This is a genomic window from Archangium minus (genome assembly GCF_044360475.1).
In the GTDB taxonomy this organism is placed as follows: domain Bacteria; phylum Myxococcota; class Myxococcia; order Myxococcales; family Myxococcaceae; genus Archangium; species Archangium minus.
This window is the reverse complement of record NZ_CP043494.1, coordinates 3,465,950-3,488,294: the sequence shown is the minus strand read 5'-3', so window position 1 is coordinate 3,488,294 and position 22,345 is coordinate 3,465,950. Positions and strand designations below refer to the sequence as shown.

Below are 22,345 nucleotides of genomic sequence, written 5' to 3'. Positions count from 1 at the left end.
CCGGGATGCTCGCACTCGCACTCGCCCTGCTGCTCGCCAGTGCCCCCGCGGAGGAGGAGGCGGCGGAGGCGTGCACCCGCTGGGACGAGGCCGGTGAGCCCTTTCCCATCTGCTTCGATCCGGGCAATGGGCTGCTCGTCGGTGTGGGGGGACTCCTTCAAGGCGGAGAGGCCGCGCCCGAGTTCCGTGTCGGCATCCTGCTGCGCACTTCGCGGACCAGCCGCAGCAAAGGCACGCCCTGGCTCAACACCCACCGACTGCTCACCACGGAAGCCCGGAGTGGCACCCCTCGACGCAGTCTCACCACCACCCTCTACGAGGGCACCCTGCGCCGCCACCTGGAGGAGGGCTTCATCCTCGTTCCTGCCACGCGTCCCGTGCGCATCCCCTTCCCCTTCGACCTCTCGCTCGCGCTGCGCCTGGGCCACTACGAACGACGCGTCTGGGAGGGGCCGGGATGGACGCTGGAGACGGGGCGTGCCGCGCTGTTGTTGGACCCCGTGCGCTCTCCGACGACGCGGGTGTGGCTCGGCCTGGGGCCCGCGGCGAGCCACACGCTGCGACACTCGCGCGAAGGGATGGTGCACGAGCTGTCCCCCTTCACCACGCTCCTGCTCGATGCGGGCTACGAGACGGAGGACGGACACTGGGTGACACGCGCCACGGTCCTCGCCGGATGGACGTTGGGCTTCGATGGCGAGATGCGCCTGCGGGCCCGCGAGGAGGCAAGCGTCGAGCGACTCCTGATCGCGGTCAACGCTCAACCGGTGTGGCTGAGGCTCTCCGGGGCGTACGTGCACGCGGATGCGGGCATCGCCCAGAAGGACGACTGGAGCCTCAGCCTGGGGCTCACGCTGAGGGCCGGGAGCGCGCGGTAAGCCCCTCCGGGGAGCGACCCGGCGCATCACCGCTCGCCTGGTGCGCACTTCATCCCACGCCTTCTGGTACCACCCTGCTTCTGGTACCACCCTGGAGGTGGGCAGCATCACTCCGCCCCCGTCAGGTCCTCCTTATATGCGGGGGTCCTGCTCGGGCTCGCGGCCATCTGTCCGATAGACAACCGACCCCCCCAGGCTCCTTCCTGCGGGAAAAGCCCTGTCATTTGGGGTGGATGCCCTTCTTGAGATGCTCGGGGGCGTTCTGCTATAGCTGTAAGGGGACCCAACCCGTGCTGAAGCTCATCATCGAAGACGACGAAGGGCGAAAGACTGTCGTCCCCTTCGTGCGGGACGAGATCACGATCGGTCGTCAGGAGGGAAACACCATCCGCCTGACCGAGCGAAACGTGTCGCGTCGCCATGCACGCCTGGTACGCCAGAACGGGCACGTGCTGGTGGAGGACCTGGGCAGCTACAACGGGGTGCGCATCAACGGTGAGCGCATCCAGGGGCAGGCCCAGATCGCAGACGGAGACCTCATCCAGATCGGCGACTACGATCTGGCCGTGCAGCGCGAGGCCGCCGCCCAGCCCCCACCCCAGCCGCCGCCTCAACCTCAGCCCCAGGTGGGCGCGCCCACCATCCGGCTGCCCGCGGCTGCCCTCCAGGCCGCCCTGGACGAGCTCCAGGCCAAGCCCTCCCCGACGGAGACGGACCTCCCCGCCCAGCATCATGAGGAGGAGGACGAGGACGAGGACGAGGCGCCCACACCTACCCCGGCGGATCTGCGCCGCAACTCCACCGCGGTGATCCGGATGGATCAGGTGGAGATGAACCGGCCCCGCAAGGTGTCGCCTGTGGACGCGTCGGAGGCCCCCCATCTGTTGGTGGTGAGCGCCGAGCTCAAGGGGCAGGAGTTCGCCTGCCTCCGCACAGAGGTGCGGATCGGTCGCACCGACGACAACGACATCACCATCGACCACCGCTCGCTGTCGCGCACGCACGCCAAGATCGTCCGCGAGGAATCCGGCGAGTGGCGCATCATCGACATGCAGTCGGCCAACGGCATGGCCGTCAACGGTGAGAGCTACGCGCAGGCGCCGCTCTCGCACGGAGACCTCATCGAGCTGGGCCACGTGAAGCTGCGCTTCATCGCCCCGGGCCAGAGCGCCGAGGGGCTGACGCACGAGGGGACCGCCAAGGGCTCGAAGAAGGGGCTCATGTTGACCCTCGTGGCCTGCGTCCTGCTCGGTGTGGGCGGAGGCGCTGCCTGGTTCCTGTTTGGCCAGACCCCCGCGGCCCCTGTCCCGCCCCAGCCAGTCGCGGTGAACAAGCCGTCCAACCCGGCACAGGCGCAAACGCCCGGCACGGAGAAGCAGCCCTCCCAGCCCACCCTCTCGCTCGAGGAGAAGCTCCAGAGCGCCCGGGCTGCCATCGACGCGCGTGACTTCGACACGGCGGTGGACACGCTCGAGTCCATCCAGGACGCCAAGGGCCAGCGCCCCACCGAGGCCGAGGAGTTGCTGAAGCAGGCCCAGGCCGAGCAGGAGTCGAAGCACAACCTCGACCTGGCGCAGAAGGAGTTCGACGCGAACCGGCTCCAAGAGGCCCAGAAGTACCTCGAGGCCGCCGAGGGTACGCTCGCCTTCGCGGATGAGCACACCGCCCTCAAGGAGAAGGTGGAGGCCGCGCTGGATTCGTCGGAGAAGCCCGGCACCAGCAAGCCTCCCGCGAGTGGCACGGGCACCACGGGGACCGCCACGGCGCGCCGCCCCTCGGCGGAGCAGCAGGCCAAGCAGCTCTACGACGACGGCGTCACGCTGGTGCGCAAGCAGCAGCTCCCCGAGGCCGAGTCCGTCCTGAAGAAGTGCATCACCATCGAGCCCACCTACGCCCCCTGCTACCTCGCACTGGGCGCGACGGTGGCCCGGCGCAAGCGTCCGGACGAAGGCGCGCAGTACTACCGCGAGTTCCTACGGCTTGCGCCCGACCATGAGATGGCCCCTGGCGTCAAGAAGCTGGTTGCCGACTACGAGAAGAGTCAGAAACAACCGGGAGGTGGCAAGTAGCCCGGAAGAGTGCCGCGGACGTCACCCCCATGGCGTGCGCGGTTTCCCAGGCTGCTGGCCTCCACCCCTCACACGAGGAGAAGATTCGTGCAGATTCGTATCCTGGTGGTCGACGATGAGCAGGACAACTGCGACTACCTGAAGCTCGTCCTCATGCGCGAGGGCTATGACGTCGTCACCACGACGGACCCCACGAAGACGGTGGAGATCCTCCGCAGCGCCGACTTCCACCTCGTCATCCTGGACATGATGATGCCGGTGATGTCCGGCACCGAGGTCCTGGAGCAGATCCGCAAGTACGACACGGACGTCGCCGTCATCGTGGCCACCGCCTACCCAACGGTGGACACGGCCGTGGCCTCGCTGAAGAACCAGGCCAGCGACTACGTGAAGAAGCCCATGGAGCCGGACCAGTTCCTCGGCGCCGTGCGCAACGCGCTGGCCAAGAAGGGCCTGTCGCAGGATCCCGAGGCGGACCTGCACCGCGCCATCGGCCGCACCATCCGCGACGCGCGCAAGACGCAGGACCTCACCCTCAAGCAGCTCGCGCGCCGCACCGGCCTGTCCGTGTCGCTGCTGTCGCAGATCGAGCGCGCCGAGTCCTCGGCCTCCATCTCGTCGCTGTACAAGATCGCCTCCGCCCTGCAGCTGCGGATGGGCGAGCTCTTCGGCGACACCTGAGCCGTCAGGGGGCGGCCCGTCTCACTGGCCGCGGAACCGGGGCGTGCGTTTCTCCAGGAACGCCGCCCTGCCCTCTCGGGCGTCCTCGCTGGCGAAGGCCCGGGCCCGCACCTCTCGCAGGTGCGCCCGCTCCGCGTCGGACAGCGCCGCCCGCGTGAGCAACCGGAAGGTCTCCTTCATCCCCGCCACCGCCAACGGAGCCTGTGCGGCGAGCGTCCGGCACAGCTCCAGGGCGCGCGTCTCGGCGTCCGCAGCCGGGAGGCACTCGTCCAACAGGCCCCAGGCCAGCGCCTCCTCGCCGTCCAGTCGCCGTGCGGTGAGGAAGAGGTTCTTCGCGCGGGCCACGCCCACCAGCCGGGCCGCACGCGTCAGCCCGTCCGGCGAGTAGACGATGCCCAGCCGCGCCGGGGGCATGCTGAAGACGACGTCTTCCGCGCCCACCCGGAAGTCACACGCGGCCGCCAAATCGAAGCCTGCTCCAAAGGCCCACCCCTGCACCAGCGCGACGCTGGGCAGCGGGAGTGACTCCAGCCGAGAGAAGCACGCCATCAGCGCGTCATCCGGCAGGCGGTCCTCGGTGGGCGCCGCCAGCAGGTTCAGGTCATAACCCGAGCAGAAGGTCCCTCCCGCTCCCCGGATGAGCACAGCGCGCACCTTGCCGGGAGCCGAGGCCAGCGCCTCGTCCAGCCGGGCCACCTGGCTGTCGTCGAGCGCGTTGCGCCGCGCCGGGTTGGACAGGGTGAGGACCCGGACACCGTCGTCCCGGTCCTCGACGAGCAGGGAGGAAGGCTGCACTGCGCGCGTCCCGCTCTACCCGAGCACCACGAGGACGTCGCCCTCGTTCACCGGCTGGGACTCCTTGCAGCGGATCTCCTTCACCGTGCCGCCTTCAGGCGCCTCGACCGGCATCTCCATCTTCATGGATTCGAGGATGACGAGCGTGTCCCCCGCGGAGACCGCCTGTCCAACCTGCACCTCGATCTTCCACACCGTCCCGGTGATGTGCGCCGCCACGTCCGCCATCGCTGTGCTCCTCCTGGAATGCTGCGTGTTGTGCGTCCCCCACTACGGCTTCGCGTGGTGCTCCAGGAAGCGCGTGTTCAGGTCTCCCGCGCGGAAGACCGGATCCTGCAGGATGCGCAGGTGCAGGGGGATGTTCGTCTTGATGCCCTCGACGCGGAAGCTTTGGAGCGCCTGGATGGAGCGCTCGATGGCCTCGGCGCGCGTGGCGCCCGAGACGATGAGCTTGGCAATCATCGGGTCGTAGTTCGGCGTGACGGTGTTGCCCTCGGCGTAGCCCGAGTCCAGGCGCACGCCCTCACCCGTGGGCGGCTGGTACACCTTGAGTGGGCCCGGCGAGGGGAAGAACTTCACGGGATCTTCCGCATAGATGCGGAACTCGAGCGCCGCCCCACGCCGCTTCACGTCCTCCTGCTTCACGGTGAGCTTCTCGCCAGCGGCGATGCGCAGCTGCCAGCCGATGAGATCCAACCCCGTGGTCAGCTCCGTCACCGGGTGCTCCACCTGGAGCCGGGCGTTCATCTCGATGAAGTAGATGTCGCCGTCCGAGTAGAGGAACTCCACCGTACCGGCATTGGCGTAGCCGAAGGCCTTGGCCGCAGCGATGGCCGCCGTGAAGAGCTTCTGAGACAGCTCCGCGTTGCGCCCGTCGGCGAACAGCGGAGAGGGAGCCTCCTCCACCACCTTCTGGTGCCGGCGCTGGATGGAGCACTCGCGCTCCAGGCAGTGGATGAGGTGGCCGTGGTGGTCACCGAGAATCTGCACCTCGATGTGACGCGGGGCCGGGAAGTAGCGCTCGATGTACACGCCCTCGCGGCCGAAGGCGGCCTTCGCCCGGTCCGTGCACTGGCGGAAGACCTTCTCCAGCTCGGCGGCGTCCTTCGCCGCGGCCATGCCAATGCCACCACCACCACCCGCGGCCTTGCAGAGCACCGGGTAGCCAATGCGCTCGGCGGCGGCCAGCGCGGAGGCCACGTCCGGGAGCACATCCTCGGTGCCAGGGACGATGGGCACGCCAGCAGCGGCCACCAGCTTGCGCGCCTGGCTCTTGTCCTTCATCCGCAGCATGGCCTCGGGCGGCGGACCCACGAAGGTGATGCCGGCGGCCTTGCAGGCTGTGGCGAACTCCGCGTTCTCCGACACGAAGCCGTAGCCGGGGTGCACCGCATCCGCGCCGGTGGACTTCGCCGCCTCGAGGATGGCGGAGATGTTGAGGTAGCTGTCCTTGGCGGCGGCGGGCCCGATGCGCACCGCCTCGTCCGCTTCGCGAACGAAGGGCAGCTCCGCATCCGCATCCGAGTACACGGCCACGGTGGAGATTCCCATCCCCTTGGCCACGGTGTTGATCCGCCGGGAAATCTCACCCCGGTTGGCAATGAGCAGCTTCTTGAACATGGCCCGCAACCCCTCCGCTGTGAGGCGGGCGAACCTAAACCCCCACCTGCGACCTGACAAGGAGACAACGTGCCTCCGGCCGGGAAGTTGCGGGCATGTAGGTAAATGGCGTAGCGTCCTTGGCCGTGAAGCCCTCCACGACAGGAACAGTGGTGGATCTCCAGGGCGCGCGCCATGAGCGGCGACTGGAGATGTACCGGGCGCGAGTCACCGAGCGCCTTCGCACCAACCGCACGGCAGTCGAGGCCCTCTACCAAGGAGGAAACCTCTTCTCGCCCCAGGGGACCCGCACCGGCCGGGCCCTGCTCCGAGCCCATCAGCTCCTGCAACGCGCGAGCGCCCTGCTGGAGCAGCTCTCCGGCGACGGCGTAGTTCCTGCCCCGCGACTGCCCGAGCGCATCGACGAGGTCTACCGCGAGCTGGACACGCTGATGTCGCGCAGTGATGCCCTCTCCGGGCGCCACCACCGGGCGGCGAGCGTGGCCCGCCTCCCCGGGCGCTAATTCGGCAAGACCCCAGCCCTTCCGGACCGGGGCCCTCGCCTCACGGCATCTCCGTCTGCCCCTGGCGACGCAGGAAGGTGGGGATGTCGAACTGATCCTCGTCCAAAGGGAGCGCCGCGTCCTTCACCACCGCGGTGCGGTTGGACAGCGAGCGGCTCTCCACCGTGGCCATGGATCGAACACCAGCCTTGGCGGGCACCAGACTGGCCACTTCCTCGCGCGCCACATTCAGCGACACGGGCGGGGGCCGGGTGACGACCGGCACCTGCACCACCGGGGCCGGCTGACGCACCTTCGCATCGCGCGACACGAAGCCCGTGGCGATGATGGTGATCTTCACCTCGTCCTGGATGTTGTCGTCGATGAGCGAGCCGAAGATGATCTCCGCGTCCGGATCGGCCGCGTCGTGCACCAGCGTGAGCGCCTCGTTGACCTCCTGGAGGGTCATGTCGCGGCCGCCCGTGATGTTGATGAGCAGGCCGGTGGCGCCGTCGATGGAGATGTCCTCGAGCAGCGGGCTGGAGATGGCCTGCTGCATGGCGTTGAGCGCGCGCTTGTCGCCGGAGGACTGACCGGTGCCCATGAGCGCCAGGCCCTTGTCGCTCATGATGGTCTTCACGTCGGCGAAGTCCACGTTGATGTAGCCGTGGTACTGGATGAGGTCGGAGATGCCCTGAACGGCGTTGAGGAGCACCTCGTCGGCGCGCTTGAAGGTCTCCAGCAGCGGCATGGGCGCGTTGCTGAGCGTGAGCAGCCGCTGGTTGGGGATGGTGATGAGGGTGTCCACCGCGGCCTTGAGCTCCACGAGGCCCTGCTCCGCCTGCTTGCGGCGCTTGTTGCCCTCGAAGAGGAAGGGCTTGGTGACCACGCCCACCGTGAGGCAGCCCAGGCTCTTGGCGATGTCCGCGATGATGGGAGCCGCGCCCGTCCCGGTGCCACCACCCATGCCGGCGGTCACGAAGACCATGTCCGCGCCCTCGAGCATGGAGGCGATCTGATCGCGCGACTCGAGCGCGGCCTCGCGGCCCATCTCCGGGTTGGCGCCGGCGCCCAGGCCCTTGGTCAGGGTCTGACCGATCTGCAACCGCACGGGAGCCTTACTCGCCGCCAAGGCCTGAACATCCGTATTGGCGGCGATGAAGTCGACCCGCTCAAGCTTCGCCATGATCATCGTGTTGACCGCGTTACAGCCAGCGCCACCGACGCCGACGACACGAATCTTTGCGGCCTGCTTGTTCTGGTCGAACTGGTCCATGTGGTTCCTTCTTTCAGCGCAGGTCACGCGTGCCCGCGCGCGCACCTGCAACCGCCATCTTCAGCAAGTCGCGATCTTTGGCAAGTTCTCAGCTACGAACATGTAGCGCTACGTCGCGACGCCAAGTCGTCACAGGCACTTACGCGGAAGCCACCACTGCGCTTCCGTGCGGTGCGGTGGGTGCATCACACCTCTTGACTCGCGCGATGAGGTCTCTTCGCGCGACCTCACGCACGCTTCGTGCCACAGCAACGACCTCATGGCCAGTGCGCAGAGTGCTTCAGGCCGCCTCGATGATTCGGGGCGCGCCTCGCGAGGCCTGCCGGTCCTCGACGACGAACGGCTCACACGGGAGGCCCTGCTCGTCACGGAAGGACAGATGGAAGCGCAGCACCTTCCGCGCCTCGCCGTGGGCGCAGTAGTCGGTCCCGTTCCGCCACGCATGGAGATAGAGGGCGTACAGACCCTCGCCCTCCTTCACCAACGAGGGGTGTCCCGGACCGTTCCACGCCCCGCCCAACGCGGGGCTCTCGCTGTCCATTAGCAGACGCTCGTCCCGGACCTGGCCGTGCAGGACATCATCGAGCTTGCCCACGTAGGTGCGGTACTCGTGATTGCCGAAGAAGCCCGCGCTGTAGATGACGTAGCGCTGCCCGTTCTCCTGGACGAAGAACTGTCCCTCGACAAGCCCGCCGTGCTGGGGTCCATCGGTGAGGAGGGTGTTCGACGCGCCGACGAACTGGAGCGTCCCGTCCGGGCCAAGCGTGAACTCCCGCGCGACCAGCGGCGTCGGGACGGCGCGCGGCTGGCCCGTGATCGGATCCACCCAGCGCAGAGCGTTGCCGTCCACCTTGACCACCAGGGCCAGACGCTCACGCCCGGTGCCGTCCTCGATGCGCACCAGGGTCCCGTCGATGGTGCCCAGCACCGGGTTCTCCCCGGCGGGCCCGCCCGGGTAGTCGGGGACGAGCTCCTTCACACGCGGGTTGACGTCCAGAGGCCCATGGTCCGTCCAGGGGCCCTCGATGGAGCGGCTCGTGGCGTAGGCACTGCGCAGCACGCCCTGTCGGTCGCGCGCGGTGTAGAAGAGGACCAGCAGCTCTCCAATCTCGAAGATCTCCGGCGCCCAGCGTGCGAGCAGGAGATCCTCGGGAAGGTCCGGCTCGGTCGGTACCGGCTCACCCTGGTTCCACCACGCGGGGAGCTGCCCCTCGTTGAACACGGCCAGGTGACGCCCTTCCTTGATGACGGCCTCGAAACGCGCCCGCTCCCCATGCCACCGGTAGAGACGGAAGGCATAGGGGCGATTGCTCGAGGTGGCGATGAGCCACAACCCCTGTGTCTCCGGCCCTCCCGGGCTCGTGTCCGACAGCCGCAGGACGTACGGGTCCGGCATGTTGTCAGCAAGGAGTGACTCGGGCACCAGGGCCGGCCGCGCGAGGAGCGCACCGAGCGTTACACCCGTACCAGGGGCGTCGACCTCGAAGGGCGCCGGCAAGGCCGACGCGAGCGTGTTGTGCTTCTGGGGGAGAGCAGGCAACCGAGGGGCAGAAGGAACAGGAGCGGGCTTCTGCTCGAAAGAGTCGGGCGGCATCGGATCCAGGGCAGAGATGACGGCAGCGGAAACCGGATGTGCCTCCGGGCCCATTCCTCAGAGGACCCGGCAGCGTTGAAGCCCGTACGCAGGGAGGGGGAGCAGCCGCGTGTGCCGCTTCGTCAGGGGAGCCGCTCGTACTCCACCGAGAAAGTCCTCCTGCCGCGTGCTCCGCGGACCCACTCGCGCATTGCGCGCTCAGGGCGAGGCGCACATCCTGGGCCGTCACTCTCAACCCGGAGGCTCGCCCCCATGAAACCGCGCTTTGCTCCCTTCGTGCACACCCTCGCGGCGCTCGTCTTCTGCGCCGCTCTTGGCTGCGCGCATGCGCCGAGCCCGACCCCATCTCCGCCCGTGGTGGTCCTGGAGGGCGCACGCGTGTTCGACGGCGAGGCCGTGAGCGGCCCGATGACGGTCGTGCTCGAGGGCGAACGCATCCGCGCCGTGGGCCCTCGTGGCTCACTTCAGGTCCCGGCCGGGGCGCGCGTGGTCGACTACTCCGGCAAGACGATCATCCCGGGGCTGATCGCTGCGCACTCCCACGTCGGCAATGTCTCGGGTGTGGACACGGGGCGGCGCTTCTATACCCGCGAGAACATCACCCGGCAGCTGGCCCGGTACGTCGAGTACGGCGTAACGACCGTCAACTCGCTGGGCCTGAACCCGCCGCTGTTCTACTCACTGCGACGAGAGCTGAACGCCCACGCAGGTGGCGCGGACCTCTACGGCGCGGGACCGGGAATCGGAGCGCCCCTGGGCACGCCGCCGGCACGAGGCATGGGCCTCGAGGATGACCAGGTCGCACGCCCCGAAACGCCCGAGGCCGCGCGCGCCGCGGTCCAGGACATGGCCAGGCAGGGCGCTGACATGGTGAAGCTGTGGGTCGACAGCCTGGGCGGCTCGGTCCCCAAGCTGAGCCCTGACATCTACCGCGCCGCCATCGACGAAGCCCACCGACAGGGCCTGCGGGTCTTCGCGCACATCCACGATCTGGAGGATGCCAGGGCGCTGGTCGACGCGGGGGTTGATGTGCTCGGCCATGGAGTGAGGAATGCACCGGTGGACGACGCCTTCGTCCAGGCCATGAAGGCGCGCGGCGTCTGGTACATCGCCACCATCAACCTGGACGAGGCGAACTACGTCTACGCCGAGCACCCGTCCTGGATGGACGAGCCCTTCTTCCGCGCCGCGGTGGATCCAGCCCTACAACGCCGTTTCGATGACTCCACGTGGCAGCGCGAGACACTCGCCGGCCCGGGCGCCGAAAAAGCGCGGAAGGCGGTGAAGCTCAACCTGGAGAACCTGCGCACCCTGCACCAGGCCGGCGTGAGGATCGGCTTCGGCACCGACTCGGGTGCCATGCCCCAACGCATCCCCGGTTTCGCCGAGCACCGCGAGCTTGAGCTGATGACCCAGGCCGGCCTGACGCCCGCTCAGGCCCTGCGTGCGGCGACACGCGACTCGGCCGAGCTGCTGGGCTTGAAGGACCGCGGTGCCGTCGCGCCGGGCCTGGTGGCGGATCTCGTGGTGCTGGACGCGGACCCGACCCAGGACATCCGCAACACCCGGCGCATCCATGCCGTCTGGCGGCGCGGCGTTCAGGTGACTCGCCTCGCCGAGCCGCTCGACGGACAGACCGTCAGACCTTGATGACGACCTTGCCGAAGTGGGCGCCCTCTTTGAGGTAGCGCAAGGCCTCACGCGCTTCCTCGAAGGGGAAGGTCCGGTCAATGACGGGCTTCATCCGGTGCTGGAGGATGAGCCGGTTCATGTCCTCGAACATGACGCGGCTGCCCACGAAGATGTTCTCGATCTGGAGCTTCTTCGGCTCAGCCTCGGAGGGGTCGGGCTTGCCGAAGCTCCCGCTGAGCAGACCGATGAGGGCGATGTGCCCACCGGAGCGTGAGGCGCGAATGGACTTCGGGAGCGTCTGCTCACCCCCCACTTCGATGACGTGGTCCACGCCCTTCCCTCCCGTCAGCTCCAGGACCTTCTCCTCCCAGTCGGGATTCTTCTTGTAGTTGACCGTCCCCTCCGCGCCGAGTGCCCGGGCGCGCTCCAGCTTCTCGTCCTGGCTGGAGGTGATGATGACGCGCGCTCCCAACAGGCGAGCCAACTGGAGCGCGAAAATGGAGACACCACCCGTGCCCTGGGCCAGCACCGTCTGACCCGCCTGGAGTCGGCCCTGTGGCACCAGCGCGTTCCACGCCGTGACCGCGGCGCAGGGCAACGTGGCTCCGTCCTCGAAGGAGAAGTGCTCCGGCAGGTGCACGAGCCCCTCGGCATCCAGGACGACATACTCCGCCAGCACTCCGTCGGTGTTCCCCGCCCCGAGCGCCTTGTTCCGCAGATCCGCCGTGGGCTCACCGCTCGTCCAGGTCTGGAAGAAGGTAGGGGCCACGCGGTCACCGGGCTTCACACGGGTAACGCCCGCCCCCACCGCGACCACCTCACCGGCTCCGTCTGACACGGGGATGATGGGACGCGAGGGGGGCCCCAGGTAGCGTCCCTCCGCGAGGAGCAGGTCCCGGTAGTTCAGGGACACCGCCCGGATACGAACCAGGGCCTGGCCCGGACCGGGCTTGGGCTCGGGCCGCTCCACCTTCACCCATGCGTCGATGCCACTCGTCTTCTGAAGCTCATACGCCTTCATGCGCAACACTCCTGTCGCGTGAACGAGGTGCCGCGCTGATTAGCGGGGGCGCTCAAGCACCGCCACAGAATCCCCTCGCCCAGGCGTGGCGGTTCCCCACGACAGGGGCCTACCCAACAAGAGCGTGACGGGACCGACCACTGGATGAGCATGACCTCCAGTAAAAATGAAGGGGTGCCAACGGCTTGACGCATGCCCACTCACTCGGCTGGCGCCTTCCGGGTTTGGGCCAACAGCTCCCCAGAACTCTGGTATGCCAACCTCGCTGGCTCGATCGTTGAGGCCTGCGCGGTGCCATTTCCCCCTTGGCGGATAGGCTGGCGCCAGTACCGCCATGGCACCTGGAGGAAGATCGCGTGGCGTCTTTGGGCTTACGAGTGATGTACGTCGAGGATGACCCGGACATCCGCGAGGCACTGCAGGAGGTGCTCGAGGCGGCCGGCTACCACGTCACCGTCGCGGCGACGGCGGGCGAAGGGCTCGAGACGCTTCGCCGCGAGCAATTCCACCTCGTCATCACCGACTACAACCTCCCGGACTTCGACGGGGCCCGCATGCTGGCCCAGGCCGCCGAGAGCGGCCTGCTCAATTGCGAGTCCCTCGTCCTCACAGGGGCTTCCCACCTCGACGGCACGGCGGGCTACCGCGTCATCCGCAAGCCCATCGATGTGGACAAGTTCCTCTTCAGGATCCACGAGATCCTCGCTCCGGTGCGCGACCGGGAGCTGGTTCGCACCAAGGAGAACCTGCAGCGCACCCAACAGAAGGAAGAGGGTGTCCGGGGCGTGAGGGTCGAACTCACGCTCTACATCAGCGAGGCCTCTCCCGCCTCGCTGCGAGCACTCCGCAACCTCGAGAAGCTGCTCGCGGGCTATGAACGGTCGCAGGTCCGCCTCGCCGTCGTGGACCTCTCCAAGGAGCGCCCCCCCTCGTTCGACGAGGACCGGATCGCCTTTACCCCCACGCTCGTCAAACGCTTTCCCGCGCCACGGGCCTATTACCTGGGAACCCTGGACCAGTTCCAGGCAGTCACCGACCTGCTCAACGACGCACAGGTCACACGGAAGAGATGAACACGATGCAGAAGGTGCCAACAGGCGTACCCGGGCTCGACATCATCACGAACGGCGGCCTTCCCCGAGGACGAACCACCCTCCTGACAGGAAAGAGCGGTGCCGCGAAGAGCATCCTCGCCCTCCAGCTCGCCAGTCAGTTCGCCCGTTCGGGAATCAAGACGATGGTGTTCTCCGTCGAGGAGACTCCGGCGGATCTCACCGACACCGGAAATGGGCTCGGCTTCGGCACCTCGGAGCTCGTAACGGAGGGCAAGCTCCGCTTCACCGACCTCACCCTCCCGCTCGACGCGAGCACCATCGTCACGGGGGACTACGACATCGTGGCCCTGGTGCACCGCATCGAGGCCGCGGTCAGTGAGTTCGGTGCGCAGGCCATCATCTTGGACTCCGCCACCGCGCTGTTCAGCCCGAGGCCTCCCGAGGATCGGCTCCGGCACCAGTTCTTCGAGCTGATCCGCACCTTCCGGCGGCTCGGGCTGACGGCGCTCGTGACGGCGGAAGCACCGGACGACTACGGCCCCCGAACGACGCTCGGTGTCGAGGACTTCCTGTGTGACGTGGTGCTCGTCCTGCGCAACCTGGTGGACGACGAGCGGCGGCGAAGGACCCTCGAGGTCCACAAGTACCGGCGCAGCGCCCACCAGAAGGGGGAGTACCCTTTCACCATCACTGACAAGGGGCTGATGGTGTTCCCGTTCGGAGTACAGGGCCCCTATGAGGTCCCTCCGGCCGAGAGCCGCTTCTCGAGCGGCTTCGCGGGGCTGGACACGATGATGAACGGGGGCTGGATCCGGGACTCCATCACGCTGGTGCGAGGCCCCTCCGGCAGCGGAAAGACGACGCTGTCCGGCATGTACGCGAAGGCCGGTGCGTCCCGCGGCGAGCGCGTGGCCTACTACGGCTTCGAGGAGACCCGGGGCATCCTCCTGCGCAACTTCGCGAGCCTCGGGCTCCCCCTGGACGAGTTCGTGAAGAAGGGGAACCTGCGCATCGAGTGCAGCTACCCCGAGGCCACCAGCCCCGAGGATCTCCTGGTGGAGCTGCGCAGGAGCCTCGATGAGTTCAAGCCGTCCCTCATCGTCCTCGACAGCATCTCCTCCATCGCGCACTCGACGTCCGCGCGAGGCTTCCGGCAGTTCATGGTCGGCTTCGCGGCCCTCGTCCGAGAACACAGCCGCAGCGCGCTCCTCTCCCAGACCCTCACGATCCACGAAGACGACACGGCGGCCCCGTTCCTCTCCACCATCCCCGACGCCATCATCTCGCTCGACTACGAGCGGCATCAGCGAAAGCTCACCCGCACCATCAGCGTGGTGAAGATGCGAGGCTCGGCGCACGCGGAGGACGCCTACACGATGCACATCCGTCCCGGCGGATTGACCGTGGATGCGCCCCGTGACTCCAAGGCAGAGGAAGAGAGCCGGGCCCGCTGACAGCTACCCTCCCCTCTTCCCTACGAGCTCTTCAACACCCGAGGTCCTCTCCATGAATCCACGTTCCACCCTCACCCTGTTGGGCGCTTGTGCCCTGCTGCAGCTCACCGCCTGTGACGATCCCGACAAACCACAGGTCGATCCGCCGGTAGACACCTCGCCGCGAACGCTGCGGCTGCTGCAGACCAGTGACCTGCACACCAACCTCTTCCCCTGGGACTACTTCACGGGAAAGCCGGATGCCAAACGTGGCCTGTCCAAGGTGGCCACGCTCATCAATCAGGCGCGGGCGGAGAACCCCCACTGCAACCTGCTCATCGACACGGGTGACACGATCCAGGGCACGCCGCTGGGCACCTACTACGCCCTGGTGGACAACAGTCCACAGCACCCCATGGCGGTGGCGATGAACGAGCTGCGCTACGACGCCATGGCGCTCGGCAACCACGAGTTCAACTACGGCCTCGGCGTGCTCTCCAAGTTCAAGAGCGAGGTGAACTTCCCCCTGCTCGGCGCCAACATCCGCCAGAGCGCCGATGGGAACGAGGCCTTCAAGCCCTACCTGCTCAAGGACGTGTGCGGGGTGAAGGTGGGCATTCTCGGCCTGGTGACGCCGGGCGTGACGACGTGGGAGCGCCCGGAGAACATCCCCGGCCTGCGCTTCGATGATCCGCTGGAGACGGCGCGCGCCTACGTGCCAAGGATGCGGCAGGAGGGTGCGGACGTGGTCGTGGTGGCCATCCACAGTGGCCCGGACAAGCAGCCCACCGGCTCGGCGAATGACCCGGCGTCCTGGCTGACCGACTACTCCGATGCCTCGAAGTGGGCTGACCGCGGAAACATCCCAGGGGAGAACCAGGCGGTGCAGATCGCCCAGCAAGTGGAAGGCATCGACGTGCTGCTCACGGGCCATACCCACCAGCCCATCCCGAAGATGCTGCTGAAGAACACCCAGGGCCAGGACGTGCTGCTCATCCAGCCCAACCGCTGGGGGAGCCACCTGGGCCAGGTGGACCTCTCGCTCGTCCACGAGGGCGGCCACTGGAAGGTGGATGGCAAGGACTCCAGGCTGCACGAGGTGAACGACACGGTGGCGCAGGACACCCAGGTGACGCGGCTCGTCCAGAGCTACCACGACCAGACGCTGACCTATGTGGGCGCGAAGCTCGGCACGACCCGCGCGGCCTTCCCCGGTGGCTACGCCGCCCGCTACGTGGACAGCGCCCTGGCCGATCTCATCAACACAGTGCAGGAAGAGGCCGCCGAGGAGAACGGCTTCCCGGTGGACTTCTCGCTGGCCGCGCTCTTCACGGATGACGGCATGCTGCCCGCTGGCGACATCACCCTGCGGGATGCCTACAGCATCTACATCTACGACAACACGCTGTACGTCATGGAGATCAACGGCTCCATCCTGCGCCGTGCGCTGGAGCTGAACGCCGGGTACTTCGCCCAGTGGAACCCCGCCTCCCCGCCCGACGCCTCCAAGCCGGAAGCGGCCAAGGTGGGCAGCGTGCAGAACTTCAATTGGGATCTCTACTCGCGCATCGAGTACGGGTTCGATCTCACGAAGCCCGCGGGCTCGCGCCTCACGCACCTGCGCTTCAACGGTGTGGACGTCCGCGATGAGCAGCTCTTCCGCATCGCCATCAACAACTACCGGGCCAGCGGAGGGGGCGGCTACTCCATGTACAAGGAGGGCAAGGTGCTCTGGACCTCAGCGGACGGGGTGCGCGACTACATCGCCCGCTACATCCAGAACCACCCCGACCTGGACCCCAACGACGTGAACACGTGCAACTTCTCGCTCACGCCGGACCTCTACGCCCACTTCTTCCGGTCCTCGCAGGGACCGGCGAAGTGCTCGGCGCCGTAGCCCGTCCTGGGGGAGGCCTCCGACGACCTCCCCCCGGTGCTGCCTCAGAAGTAGCCGCCCAGGGTGGTGTCGATGCTGATCGACACGCCGCTAGCGTCCCCAGCAGCGAAGTTCACCCGGGGACCCGCGCCGATGAAGAAGTGGGGCACCACGTGGAAGAGCACGGGGGCGAAGATATCGGCCACGAACGCCGTGCTCGAAAAGCTTCCGGCAATCGAGTGCTGGAAGCCCACGCTCAAGCGAGGCCACAACGACACCTGCTCGCTCAGGGCGTGGTTGTAACCGACGCGCAGGCTCAGCCCCAGCCCGGTCAGGTCAGGACCGTCCGCGAAGCTCCTCGACAAGAGCACCGCGGCTCCGATCGAGAGGTTCTGCTGCAGGAAGTAGTCGACCGACGGGTTCAGGTTGATGAAGAACGCGTCAGCGCCAGCCGTGGAGAACCCAATGTTCGCCGAAGCGTCCGAGCTGATGGTGATCTGCCCCGCCGCACCGAATCCACTCCCCACGGTGGGGGTGGTCTCCGCCCGCTGCGCCGCCGCCACGGACGGAACCACGAGCCCCACCATCACGGCCCAGCCCTTCCAACCCAGTGCTCGATTCATGATGAACCTCCTCTATGTCGCGCCCCGGTCAGACTCCTGGAGCGCCGGGCGGTTTATAGAGGAAGCACTCGGAGAAGTGGCGCTCTTCTTCAAGTCTCTCGATGGGAGGACCCACGCACGAGCGGAATCACCCCAGCGGCGAAGCGCAGCTGCGGGGTCTGTCCGAGCGTCTTCAGCCGATCATGGGCGATGACGATCAGCAGCGCGTAGAACCCACAGGACACGAAGAAGTGCCACCACGCATGGAACTGGGGATTGGGGATTCCATACGAGGGAAGCGTCTCATTGAGCGTGGAGCAGAACTGGATGTCACTCAGCCACAGCACGATCGCAAACGCGTAGGCACCGATGCCGAGCTGGAAGATGCGTCTCGCCATCACGTCCTGGCTGCGGCGATGGATGAGGTAGACGCGAGCGAGCGCGAAGAACTCGAGCGTCGCGAAGCTCGCCTGGAAGAGGAAGAACTGGAGGCGCCCTCGCGTGAAGGCCGAGAGATAGGTTGAGAGCACCGCGTAGGCGAACAAGGCCAGTGGGAAACCAATCCCAAACCGTCGCTCGGGGCGATTCTCCACCAGGATGTAGACCATCAGCAGAGCGAGGTAGAGCATCGGGAGCTCATCCAGCATCTGATGCTGGAAGAGGAGGGTCGCGTGGAACGCGATGCTTCCCAGCCCCACCACCGACACCATGGCGAACGCGAGCAGAAGGCGGAGCTCCAGGACGCGGCGATGCAGGGCGATACCGAGGACGCCCGCGAACACCATCGCCAGACTGGAGGCCGAATTGAACAGCTCGCAGACGTAGTGAAGGTGCTCGTAGTTCGTCTCGCACCAGTCCACCGTCGCGGTGTTCGCGCCCCAGAACCCCATCTTGGGTACCGACATAGAGATGCAGAATGCCCTAGATGTCCGTGTCGGGTGGAGCCTCGCCCGTCACCTTGCCGATGATGTCGATGCGCTCGGCCACGCCCGTTCCATCGCGACGGAGCTCGTAGACCAGGCGGACCTTCCGTCCCGGCTTGACCGCACGGAGGTCAACCTCGGCGCCGTTCTCGAGAACACTTGTCTCGGGCGGCACCCAGACCCGCACCTTCTTCTCCCAGGGCGCCATGGGGTCGAACACCCACGCATTCCCCTCTTTGCCTATCTTGGTGAAGACGCCGGTCTCCACCATTGGCTCGCCCACGAACACGCCCGCCGCCTGCCTCCGGTTCACCCCGCAGGCCATCCCCAGGGTCGCAGTCAGCACCGTGACGACCAGCACTCGTTTCCTCATGGTTCTTCCTCCTGCCGGATACGCGCGTCCGAATCAGCCTTGAAAGAGAAGCTGGCGTGGACTCGAGAAGACGGCCACCGCCACCGTTGAACCCGGGACGGAAGTGCCTCCTGGCGAACAAGCCTCTCCCGGCCTGATAGCTTGGGTACATCGTACCTGCTCAGAGGTCAGCGAAACGCAGCCTCACTCCCCCCGAGACGCCTTGTCCTCGCGCCACCAGTGACTCATCCGCTCGTGGATCTCCGCCTCGTGGCCTTCCTTGCTTGGCCGGTAGAAGACGGAGCGCTCCAGCGGCTCGGGGAGGTAGGTCTGCCCGGGCGCGTAGTGGTCCTTGAAGTTCCACGGCGGCTGATAGCCCTGCTTGTACCCCAGCTCCTTCATGAGCTCCGTGGGCGCATTGCGCAGGTGGAGCGGTGGGGCCGCGTTGGGGTGAGCCTCCACGGCTGCCAGCGCGGCATCCATCGCCAGATAAGCGCGGTTGCTCTTCTTCGCCGTGGCCAGCGTGAGGGTCGCATGGGCGACGAAGATCCGCCCCTCCGGCATTCCTATGGAGTGGAAGCTCTCCTCGCATGAGCGCACGATGTTGATGGCCTCGGGCATCGCCAGCCCCACGTCCTCCACGGCGATCACCTTGAGCCTTCGCCACAGCGCCGCGTAGTCCCCCGTCTGGAGCAGCCGCGCCGCCCAGAAGATGGCCCCCTGCGCGTTGGAGCCCCTGCACGACTTCTGGAGGGCGCTCAGGAGATCGAAGTGCGTGTCCCCGTCCTTGTCGTGCCGCGACAGTCTCGTGCCGGTCGCCTGGACGGCGATCTCCCGGGAGATCTCCGCGCCCTCGGAGGTGAGCTGAGCCGCGAGCTCCAGCGCGCCCAACGCCTTGCGCACGTCGCCCCCGCTGCCCTCCGCCAGCACGGTGAGCGCCTCGTCACTGGCCGTCAGCCGCCGGGCCCCGAGCCCTCGCTTCTCGTCGGAGAGCGCACGCACGAGCGCCGTCCGGATGTCCGCGAGGGTGAGCTCGCGCAACTGGAAGACGCGGCACCGGCTGACGAGCGCGGGCCTCACCTCGAAGCTGATGTTCTCGGTCGTCGCCCCGAGCAGGATGAGCAGGCCGCTCTCCACGTGCGGCAGGGCCTGCTCCTGGACGTTCTTCGCCCAGCGGTGGATCTCATCCACGAAGACGACGGTCCGCCGGTGGTACTGGTTGCGCAGGCGCTCGGCCTCGGCCACCACTTCGCGGATGCGGGGGATGCCATCGGAGACAGCCGAGAGGATGACGAACTCCGCGTCGACGCTCGCCGCCAGCATGCGCGCGAGCGTGGTCTTCCCCACGCCCGGAGGCCCCCAGAACAGGGAGGAGACGATCGCCTTGCGCTCGATGAGCTGGCGCAGGGGAGCGCCAGGGCCGAGCAGGTGGGACTGCCCGATGAACTCATCGGGCGAGCGCGGGCGCATCCGCTCGGCCAGCGGCGCGAAGCGGTTCACATCAACAGAGACGGAGAACAGGTCGGGTCCTGCGGTCATCGGGGCGCGTGTCGGCTTCGGGCGAGCCGAGCCAGAGGGGAAGAAGCGGAGGGACCCTAACAAACGCCCGGTCCTCGGGCGATGGTCGCGGATCCGTTCTACTCCTTCGCTCCCGGATGGCCCAGAATGTGCCGCATGTCTCCCTGGGTAGCCGACGCGGTCCTCCACGCCACCCGGCGCTATCTGCGCGCGTATCCCTCGGCATCTCTGTGCGTGGGCATCACGCACCGCGGAGAGCACCATGTGCAGGCACTCCGCCGCGAGGGGCCGCTCCCCGCCACGAACTCCCTGTACGAGCTGGGCTTCCTCACCCAGCTCTTCACTGGCACCCTCCTCGCGCTGTTGGTGGACCGGGGCGAGGCAAGGCTCGACACGCCGCTGAAGGACTTGCTCCCCCAGCCGCTCCTGCCGGATGAGCTCGCCGGCCGCATCACGCTCGAGCAACTGGCGACACACACCTCCGGCATGCCGTACGACCCGCCGAACCTGCGAACGCCGCAGCAGAACCCGGCGGACCCGTACGGCCACTACAGCGCGGAGCTGTTCGGGGCCTTCCTGCGCAGCTACCACCCCCAGCATCCACCGCCGCAGAAGTACGTCGAGTCCATCATCGGCATGGGCGTGCTCGGTCACGTCCTCTCCCGCCGCCTGCGGCTCAACTACGGCCATGCCGTGCGGGACTTCCTCTGCACGCCCCTGCAGCTCGGCGACACCACCTTCCGCCCTTCCGAGGAACAAGAGCGGCGCCTGCTTCCCGGCCACTCCGCACGAGGCAAGACGGTGCCAGGCTGGAGCTTCCCGGCACTGCCCGGAGCAGGGGCGCTCCGCTCCACAGTGCCCGACCTGCTGCGCTTCCTCGACGCCAACCTCGGTCATCACGATGCCGGGCTCGGGCGGGCCATGCGGCTCGCACACAGCCCCCGTGTGGAGACGCGAGGCGCGCGCATGGGCCTCGGGTGGAAGCTCTCCGAGGTCGATGGAAAACCCCTGGTGTGGCGCTCCGCGGTGACGGGCGGCTACGCCGGCTTCATCGGCTTCTCGGCGGAGTCGGACACGGGAGTCGTCCTCCTGTCGGACCACGCGTGGTCCTTCTTCTCCTCACTCCGCCAGCGAGTGCCCGTCGAGGAACCCGGGTTCGCACTCCTCACCCACTCCCTTCGTCAGCACGCCCTTCCTTCGCAACCATGACCTCCTCCTTCCAGCCCCTTCGCGAGTCCTTCACGACCCCCACCCTCGAGCCGCGCCTGCGCTGGTTCCACGAGCCGAAGCAATGGTCCGTGCAGCCGGGACAGCCGGGGCTTGTGCTCACGCCTGACGCCTCAACGGACTTCTGGCAGCGCACGCACTATGGCTTCCAAGTCGACAACGGGCACTTCCTCCACGCGCAGGTGGCAGGGGACTTCGTGCTCGCCACGCGAGTCCGCTTCCAGCCCGTGCACCAGTACGATCAGGCGGGACTGATGGTGCGCTTCTCTCCGGACTGCTGGCTGAAGACCTCCGTGGAGTTCGAGCCGCATGGCCCCAACCGTCTGGGCTCGGTGGTGACGAACCAGGGTTACTCGGACTGGGCCACCCAGGACCTGCCCCAGGAGGTGAACGAGGTGTCCTTCCGCATCCGCCGGGAGGGCGCGGACTACCTCGTCGAGACGTCCCTGGATGGCACTCGCTGGTCGCAGATCCGCATGGCACACCTGCACGAGGACAGAGCGCAGGCGATGGCCGCCGCGGGGCTATACGCTTGCAGCCCCAAGGGCACCGGCTACATCGCACGGTTCCACTTCCTGAGCCTGGAGCCCGGCCGACTCGGGTGAGCGGTTCGCGGGAAGAGACACACCCCCGCCCCCTGTGCGTGTCAGTGAATCGGCTGGTGTACTTCCGCACGGAGCCGAGCATGTGTCCAGGTGTGTGGCCTGTTCGGGAAGGACGGGGTCCTGTATACGGACTCGTGCCTTCGGCACGCGCACCATGCAGGACTCCTTTTCCGGCCGCGCCACGCAAGGCAGCTTCTTCGAGGGACTGTTCATCCGCTCGCTCCAGGCGACTGGGGCCTTCGCGGATGCACTGCGGGACTGCGGCTTCGACCCGCGCAAGCCCAAGGCCCTCTATCCCATCGAGGTCTGGAACGCGGCGCTGGAAGTCGCCTGGCGCTACTGCTACCCCGGGAAGGATCGCGAGTCCGCCTACCACGAGATGGGCCGCCTGCTCGGAGCGGGCTTCCTACAGACGTGGATGGGCAAGGTGGTGGACATGGGACTGCCCATGCTCGGCCCGGATCGCTTCTTCGCTCGCATCCCCAGCCTCCTGGCGCTCGACACCTTCCGCTACGACGTGAAGGTGCTGCCGCTCGGCTGGCACCACTACCGCGTCTCCTTCCGAAACGATCCGGACGCCAAGCCGGATCTCATGGCCGGAGTCCTGGAGGCAGTCCTGCGCAGGACGGGCGTCAACCCCACCGCCACGGTGACGATGCGGCGCGAGCGGGACTTCGACCTCGAAGTGACCTGGTGACTGAGCTGC

At 67.5% G+C, this 22,345-nt stretch carries 21 protein-coding genes; 11 read left to right on the top strand and 10 right to left on the bottom strand.

What is annotated here, in order from left to right:
* The first annotated feature begins 5 nt into the window (after positions 1 to 5).
* The 3 genes from F0U60_RS14335 (at position 6) to F0U60_RS14325 (ending at position 3,628) form a co-directional block, all read left to right on the top strand.
* Positions 6 to 878, top strand: a complete 873-nt coding sequence (locus F0U60_RS14335) for a hypothetical protein (RefSeq protein ID WP_395819435.1) — start codon at positions 6 to 8, stop codon at positions 876 to 878.
* A gap of 290 nt (positions 879 to 1,168) precedes the next feature.
* Positions 1,169 to 2,947 carry an FHA domain-containing protein gene (locus F0U60_RS14330; protein ID WP_395819432.1) on the top strand — a complete coding sequence of 593 codons (1,779 nt, stop codon included), beginning with the start codon at positions 1,169 to 1,171 and terminating at the stop codon, positions 2,945 to 2,947.
* A gap of 87 nt (positions 2,948 to 3,034) precedes the next feature.
* Positions 3,035 to 3,628, top strand: coding sequence for a response regulator (locus F0U60_RS14325; RefSeq protein ID WP_108074968.1), 594 nt, complete (start codon positions 3,035 to 3,037; stop codon positions 3,626 to 3,628).
* 21 nt (positions 3,629 to 3,649) lie between these two features.
* On the opposite strand, the gene F0U60_RS14320 is transcribed toward F0U60_RS14325, so the two are convergent.
* Genes F0U60_RS14320 through F0U60_RS14310 form a run of 3 tightly spaced genes read right to left on the bottom strand, consistent with a single transcriptional unit; the run spans position 3,650 to position 6,043 of the window.
* The gene (locus tag F0U60_RS14320) at positions 3,650 to 4,423 is read right to left on the bottom strand and encodes an enoyl-CoA hydratase/isomerase family protein (RefSeq protein WP_395819429.1); all 774 of its coding nucleotides are present in this window, start codon (positions 4,421 to 4,423) and stop codon (positions 3,650 to 3,652) included.
* A 15-nt stretch (positions 4,424 to 4,438) separates the two neighbouring features.
* On the bottom strand, positions 4,439 to 4,651 hold the full coding sequence (locus tag F0U60_RS14315; protein ID WP_395819425.1) for a biotin/lipoyl-binding carrier protein: 213 nt from the start codon (positions 4,649 to 4,651) through the stop codon (positions 4,439 to 4,441).
* A 42-nt stretch (positions 4,652 to 4,693) separates the two neighbouring features.
* A complete protein-coding gene (locus tag F0U60_RS14310; RefSeq protein ID WP_395819423.1) occupies positions 4,694 to 6,043 on the bottom strand; it encodes an acetyl/propionyl/methylcrotonyl-CoA carboxylase subunit alpha in 1,350 nt (449 codons plus the stop codon).
* Between the two features lie 125 nt (positions 6,044 to 6,168).
* Here F0U60_RS14310 and F0U60_RS14305 point away from each other — a divergent pair, with 125 nt between their 5' ends.
* The gene (locus F0U60_RS14305; protein ID WP_395825244.1) at positions 6,169 to 6,546 is read left to right on the top strand and encodes a hypothetical protein; all 378 of its coding nucleotides are present in this window, start codon (positions 6,169 to 6,171) and stop codon (positions 6,544 to 6,546) included.
* Positions 6,547 to 6,586: 40 nt separating this feature from the next.
* On the opposite strand, the gene ftsZ is transcribed toward F0U60_RS14305, so the two are convergent.
* Together ftsZ and F0U60_RS14295 are read right to left on the bottom strand one after the other, a co-directional pair.
* Positions 6,587 to 7,801 carry a cell division protein FtsZ gene (gene ftsZ, locus F0U60_RS14300; protein WP_395819420.1) on the bottom strand — a complete coding sequence of 405 codons (1,215 nt, stop codon included), beginning with the start codon at positions 7,799 to 7,801 and terminating at the stop codon, positions 6,587 to 6,589.
* A gap of 280 nt (positions 7,802 to 8,081) precedes the next feature.
* The gene (locus tag F0U60_RS14295; RefSeq protein ID WP_395819417.1) at positions 8,082 to 9,395 is read right to left on the bottom strand and encodes a xylosidase; all 1,314 of its coding nucleotides are present in this window, start codon (positions 9,393 to 9,395) and stop codon (positions 8,082 to 8,084) included.
* Positions 9,396 to 9,647: 252 nt separating this feature from the next.
* On the opposite strand from F0U60_RS14295, the gene F0U60_RS14290 reads away from it, so the two are divergent.
* Entirely contained in the window at positions 9,648 to 11,045 is a 1,398-nt protein-coding gene (locus tag F0U60_RS14290; RefSeq protein ID WP_395819414.1) for an amidohydrolase family protein, read from the top strand.
* Here F0U60_RS14290 and F0U60_RS14285 read toward each other — a convergent pair.
* Entirely contained in the window at positions 11,035 to 12,048 is a 1,014-nt protein-coding gene (locus F0U60_RS14285; RefSeq protein ID WP_395819412.1) for an NAD(P)-dependent alcohol dehydrogenase, read from the bottom strand. The two genes, F0U60_RS14290 and F0U60_RS14285, sit on opposite strands and share 11 nt — an antisense overlap.
* A gap of 356 nt (positions 12,049 to 12,404) precedes the next feature.
* Between F0U60_RS14285 and F0U60_RS14280 the strand changes: the two genes are divergently transcribed.
* From F0U60_RS14280 to F0U60_RS14270, 3 genes are read left to right on the top strand one after another with little or no spacing between them, the layout of a single operon-like run.
* On the top strand, positions 12,405 to 13,121 hold the full coding sequence (locus F0U60_RS14280) for a response regulator (protein ID WP_395819409.1): 717 nt from the start codon (positions 12,405 to 12,407) through the stop codon (positions 13,119 to 13,121).
* Between the two features lie 5 nt (positions 13,122 to 13,126).
* The gene (kaiC, locus tag F0U60_RS14275; RefSeq protein ID WP_395819406.1) at positions 13,127 to 14,557 is read left to right on the top strand and encodes a circadian clock protein KaiC; all 1,431 of its coding nucleotides are present in this window, start codon (positions 13,127 to 13,129) and stop codon (positions 14,555 to 14,557) included.
* Positions 14,558 to 14,609: 52 nt separating this feature from the next.
* Positions 14,610 to 16,433: a bifunctional metallophosphatase/5'-nucleotidase gene (locus F0U60_RS14270; protein WP_395819403.1), complete on the top strand. Its 1,824-nt coding sequence runs from the start codon at positions 14,610 to 14,612 to the stop codon at positions 16,431 to 16,433.
* Positions 16,434 to 16,477: 44 nt separating this feature from the next.
* Here F0U60_RS14270 and F0U60_RS14265 read toward each other — a convergent pair whose 3' ends face one another.
* The 4 genes from F0U60_RS14265 to F0U60_RS14250 all read right to left on the bottom strand — a co-directional run bounded on the left by F0U60_RS14265 (position 16,478) and on the right by F0U60_RS14250 (position 19,828).
* Positions 16,478 to 17,035, bottom strand: a complete 558-nt coding sequence (locus F0U60_RS14265; RefSeq protein WP_395819400.1) for a hypothetical protein — start codon at positions 17,033 to 17,035, stop codon at positions 16,478 to 16,480.
* Between the two features lie 89 nt (positions 17,036 to 17,124).
* Positions 17,125 to 17,919, bottom strand: coding sequence for a ceramidase (locus F0U60_RS14260; RefSeq protein ID WP_395819397.1), 795 nt, complete (start codon positions 17,917 to 17,919; stop codon positions 17,125 to 17,127).
* Positions 17,920 to 17,935: 16 nt separating this feature from the next.
* Entirely contained in the window at positions 17,936 to 18,310 is a 375-nt protein-coding gene (locus F0U60_RS14255) for a hypothetical protein (RefSeq protein ID WP_395819394.1), read from the bottom strand.
* A gap of 183 nt (positions 18,311 to 18,493) precedes the next feature.
* Positions 18,494 to 19,828 (bottom strand): replication-associated recombination protein A, encoded by a 1,335-nt coding sequence (locus F0U60_RS14250; RefSeq protein ID WP_395819391.1) that lies wholly within the window; start codon positions 19,826 to 19,828, stop codon positions 18,494 to 18,496.
* Between the two features lie 135 nt (positions 19,829 to 19,963).
* Here F0U60_RS14250 and F0U60_RS14245 point away from each other — a divergent pair, with 135 nt between their 5' ends.
* The 3 genes from F0U60_RS14245 to F0U60_RS14235 all read left to right on the top strand — a co-directional run bounded on the left by F0U60_RS14245 (position 19,964) and on the right by F0U60_RS14235 (position 22,336).
* A complete protein-coding gene (locus F0U60_RS14245) occupies positions 19,964 to 21,016 on the top strand; it encodes a serine hydrolase domain-containing protein (protein WP_395819388.1) in 1,053 nt (350 codons plus the stop codon).
* Positions 21,013 to 21,639 carry a DUF1349 domain-containing protein gene (locus F0U60_RS14240; RefSeq protein WP_395819386.1) on the top strand — a complete coding sequence of 209 codons (627 nt, stop codon included), beginning with the start codon at positions 21,013 to 21,015 and terminating at the stop codon, positions 21,637 to 21,639. Before F0U60_RS14245 ends, F0U60_RS14240 begins: the two co-directional genes overlap by 4 nt.
* A gap of 154 nt (positions 21,640 to 21,793) precedes the next feature.
* Complete coding sequence (locus tag F0U60_RS14235; protein ID WP_395819384.1) at positions 21,794 to 22,336, top strand: DUF2378 family protein; 543 nt, start codon at positions 21,794 to 21,796, stop codon at positions 22,334 to 22,336.
* Positions 22,337 to 22,345: the final 9 nt, after the last annotated feature.

Excerpts from the sequence above, each read along its gene's own strand:
- F0U60_RS14240 (WP_395819386.1), top strand. The coding sequence starts at position 21,013 with ATGACCTCCTCCTTCCAGCCCCTTCGCGAGTCCTTCACGACCCCCACC.
- F0U60_RS14265 (WP_395819400.1), bottom strand. The coding sequence starts at position 17,035 with ATGAATCGAGCACTGGGTTGGAAGGGCTGGGCCGTGATGGTGGGGCTC.
- F0U60_RS14315 (WP_395819425.1), bottom strand. The coding sequence starts at position 4,651 with ATGGCGGACGTGGCGGCGCACATCACCGGGACGGTGTGGAAGATCGAG.
- F0U60_RS14290 (WP_395819414.1), top strand. The coding sequence starts at position 9,648 with ATGAAACCGCGCTTTGCTCCCTTCGTGCACACCCTCGCGGCGCTCGTC.
- F0U60_RS14335 (WP_395819435.1), top strand. The coding sequence starts at position 6 with ATGCTCGCACTCGCACTCGCCCTGCTGCTCGCCAGTGCCCCCGCGGAG.
- F0U60_RS14295 (WP_395819417.1), bottom strand. The coding sequence starts at position 9,395 with ATGCCGCCCGACTCTTTCGAGCAGAAGCCCGCTCCTGTTCCTTCTGCC.
- kaiC (WP_395819406.1), top strand. The coding sequence starts at position 13,127 with ATGCAGAAGGTGCCAACAGGCGTACCCGGGCTCGACATCATCACGAAC.
- F0U60_RS14310 (WP_395819423.1), bottom strand. The coding sequence starts at position 6,043 with ATGTTCAAGAAGCTGCTCATTGCCAACCGGGGTGAGATTTCCCGGCGG.
- F0U60_RS14285 (WP_395819412.1), bottom strand. The coding sequence starts at position 12,048 with ATGAAGGCGTATGAGCTTCAGAAGACGAGTGGCATCGACGCATGGGTG.
- F0U60_RS14235 (WP_395819384.1), top strand. The coding sequence starts at position 21,794 with ATGCAGGACTCCTTTTCCGGCCGCGCCACGCAAGGCAGCTTCTTCGAG.
- F0U60_RS14255 (WP_395819394.1), bottom strand. The coding sequence starts at position 18,310 with ATGAGGAAACGAGTGCTGGTCGTCACGGTGCTGACTGCGACCCTGGGG.
- F0U60_RS14270 (WP_395819403.1), top strand. The coding sequence starts at position 14,610 with ATGAATCCACGTTCCACCCTCACCCTGTTGGGCGCTTGTGCCCTGCTG.
- F0U60_RS14245 (WP_395819388.1), top strand. The coding sequence starts at position 19,964 with ATGTCTCCCTGGGTAGCCGACGCGGTCCTCCACGCCACCCGGCGCTAT.
- F0U60_RS14250 (WP_395819391.1), bottom strand. The coding sequence starts at position 19,828 with ATGACCGCAGGACCCGACCTGTTCTCCGTCTCTGTTGATGTGAACCGC.
- ftsZ (WP_395819420.1), bottom strand. The coding sequence starts at position 7,801 with ATGGACCAGTTCGACCAGAACAAGCAGGCCGCAAAGATTCGTGTCGTC.
- F0U60_RS14260 (WP_395819397.1), bottom strand. The coding sequence starts at position 17,919 with ATGTCGGTACCCAAGATGGGGTTCTGGGGCGCGAACACCGCGACGGTG.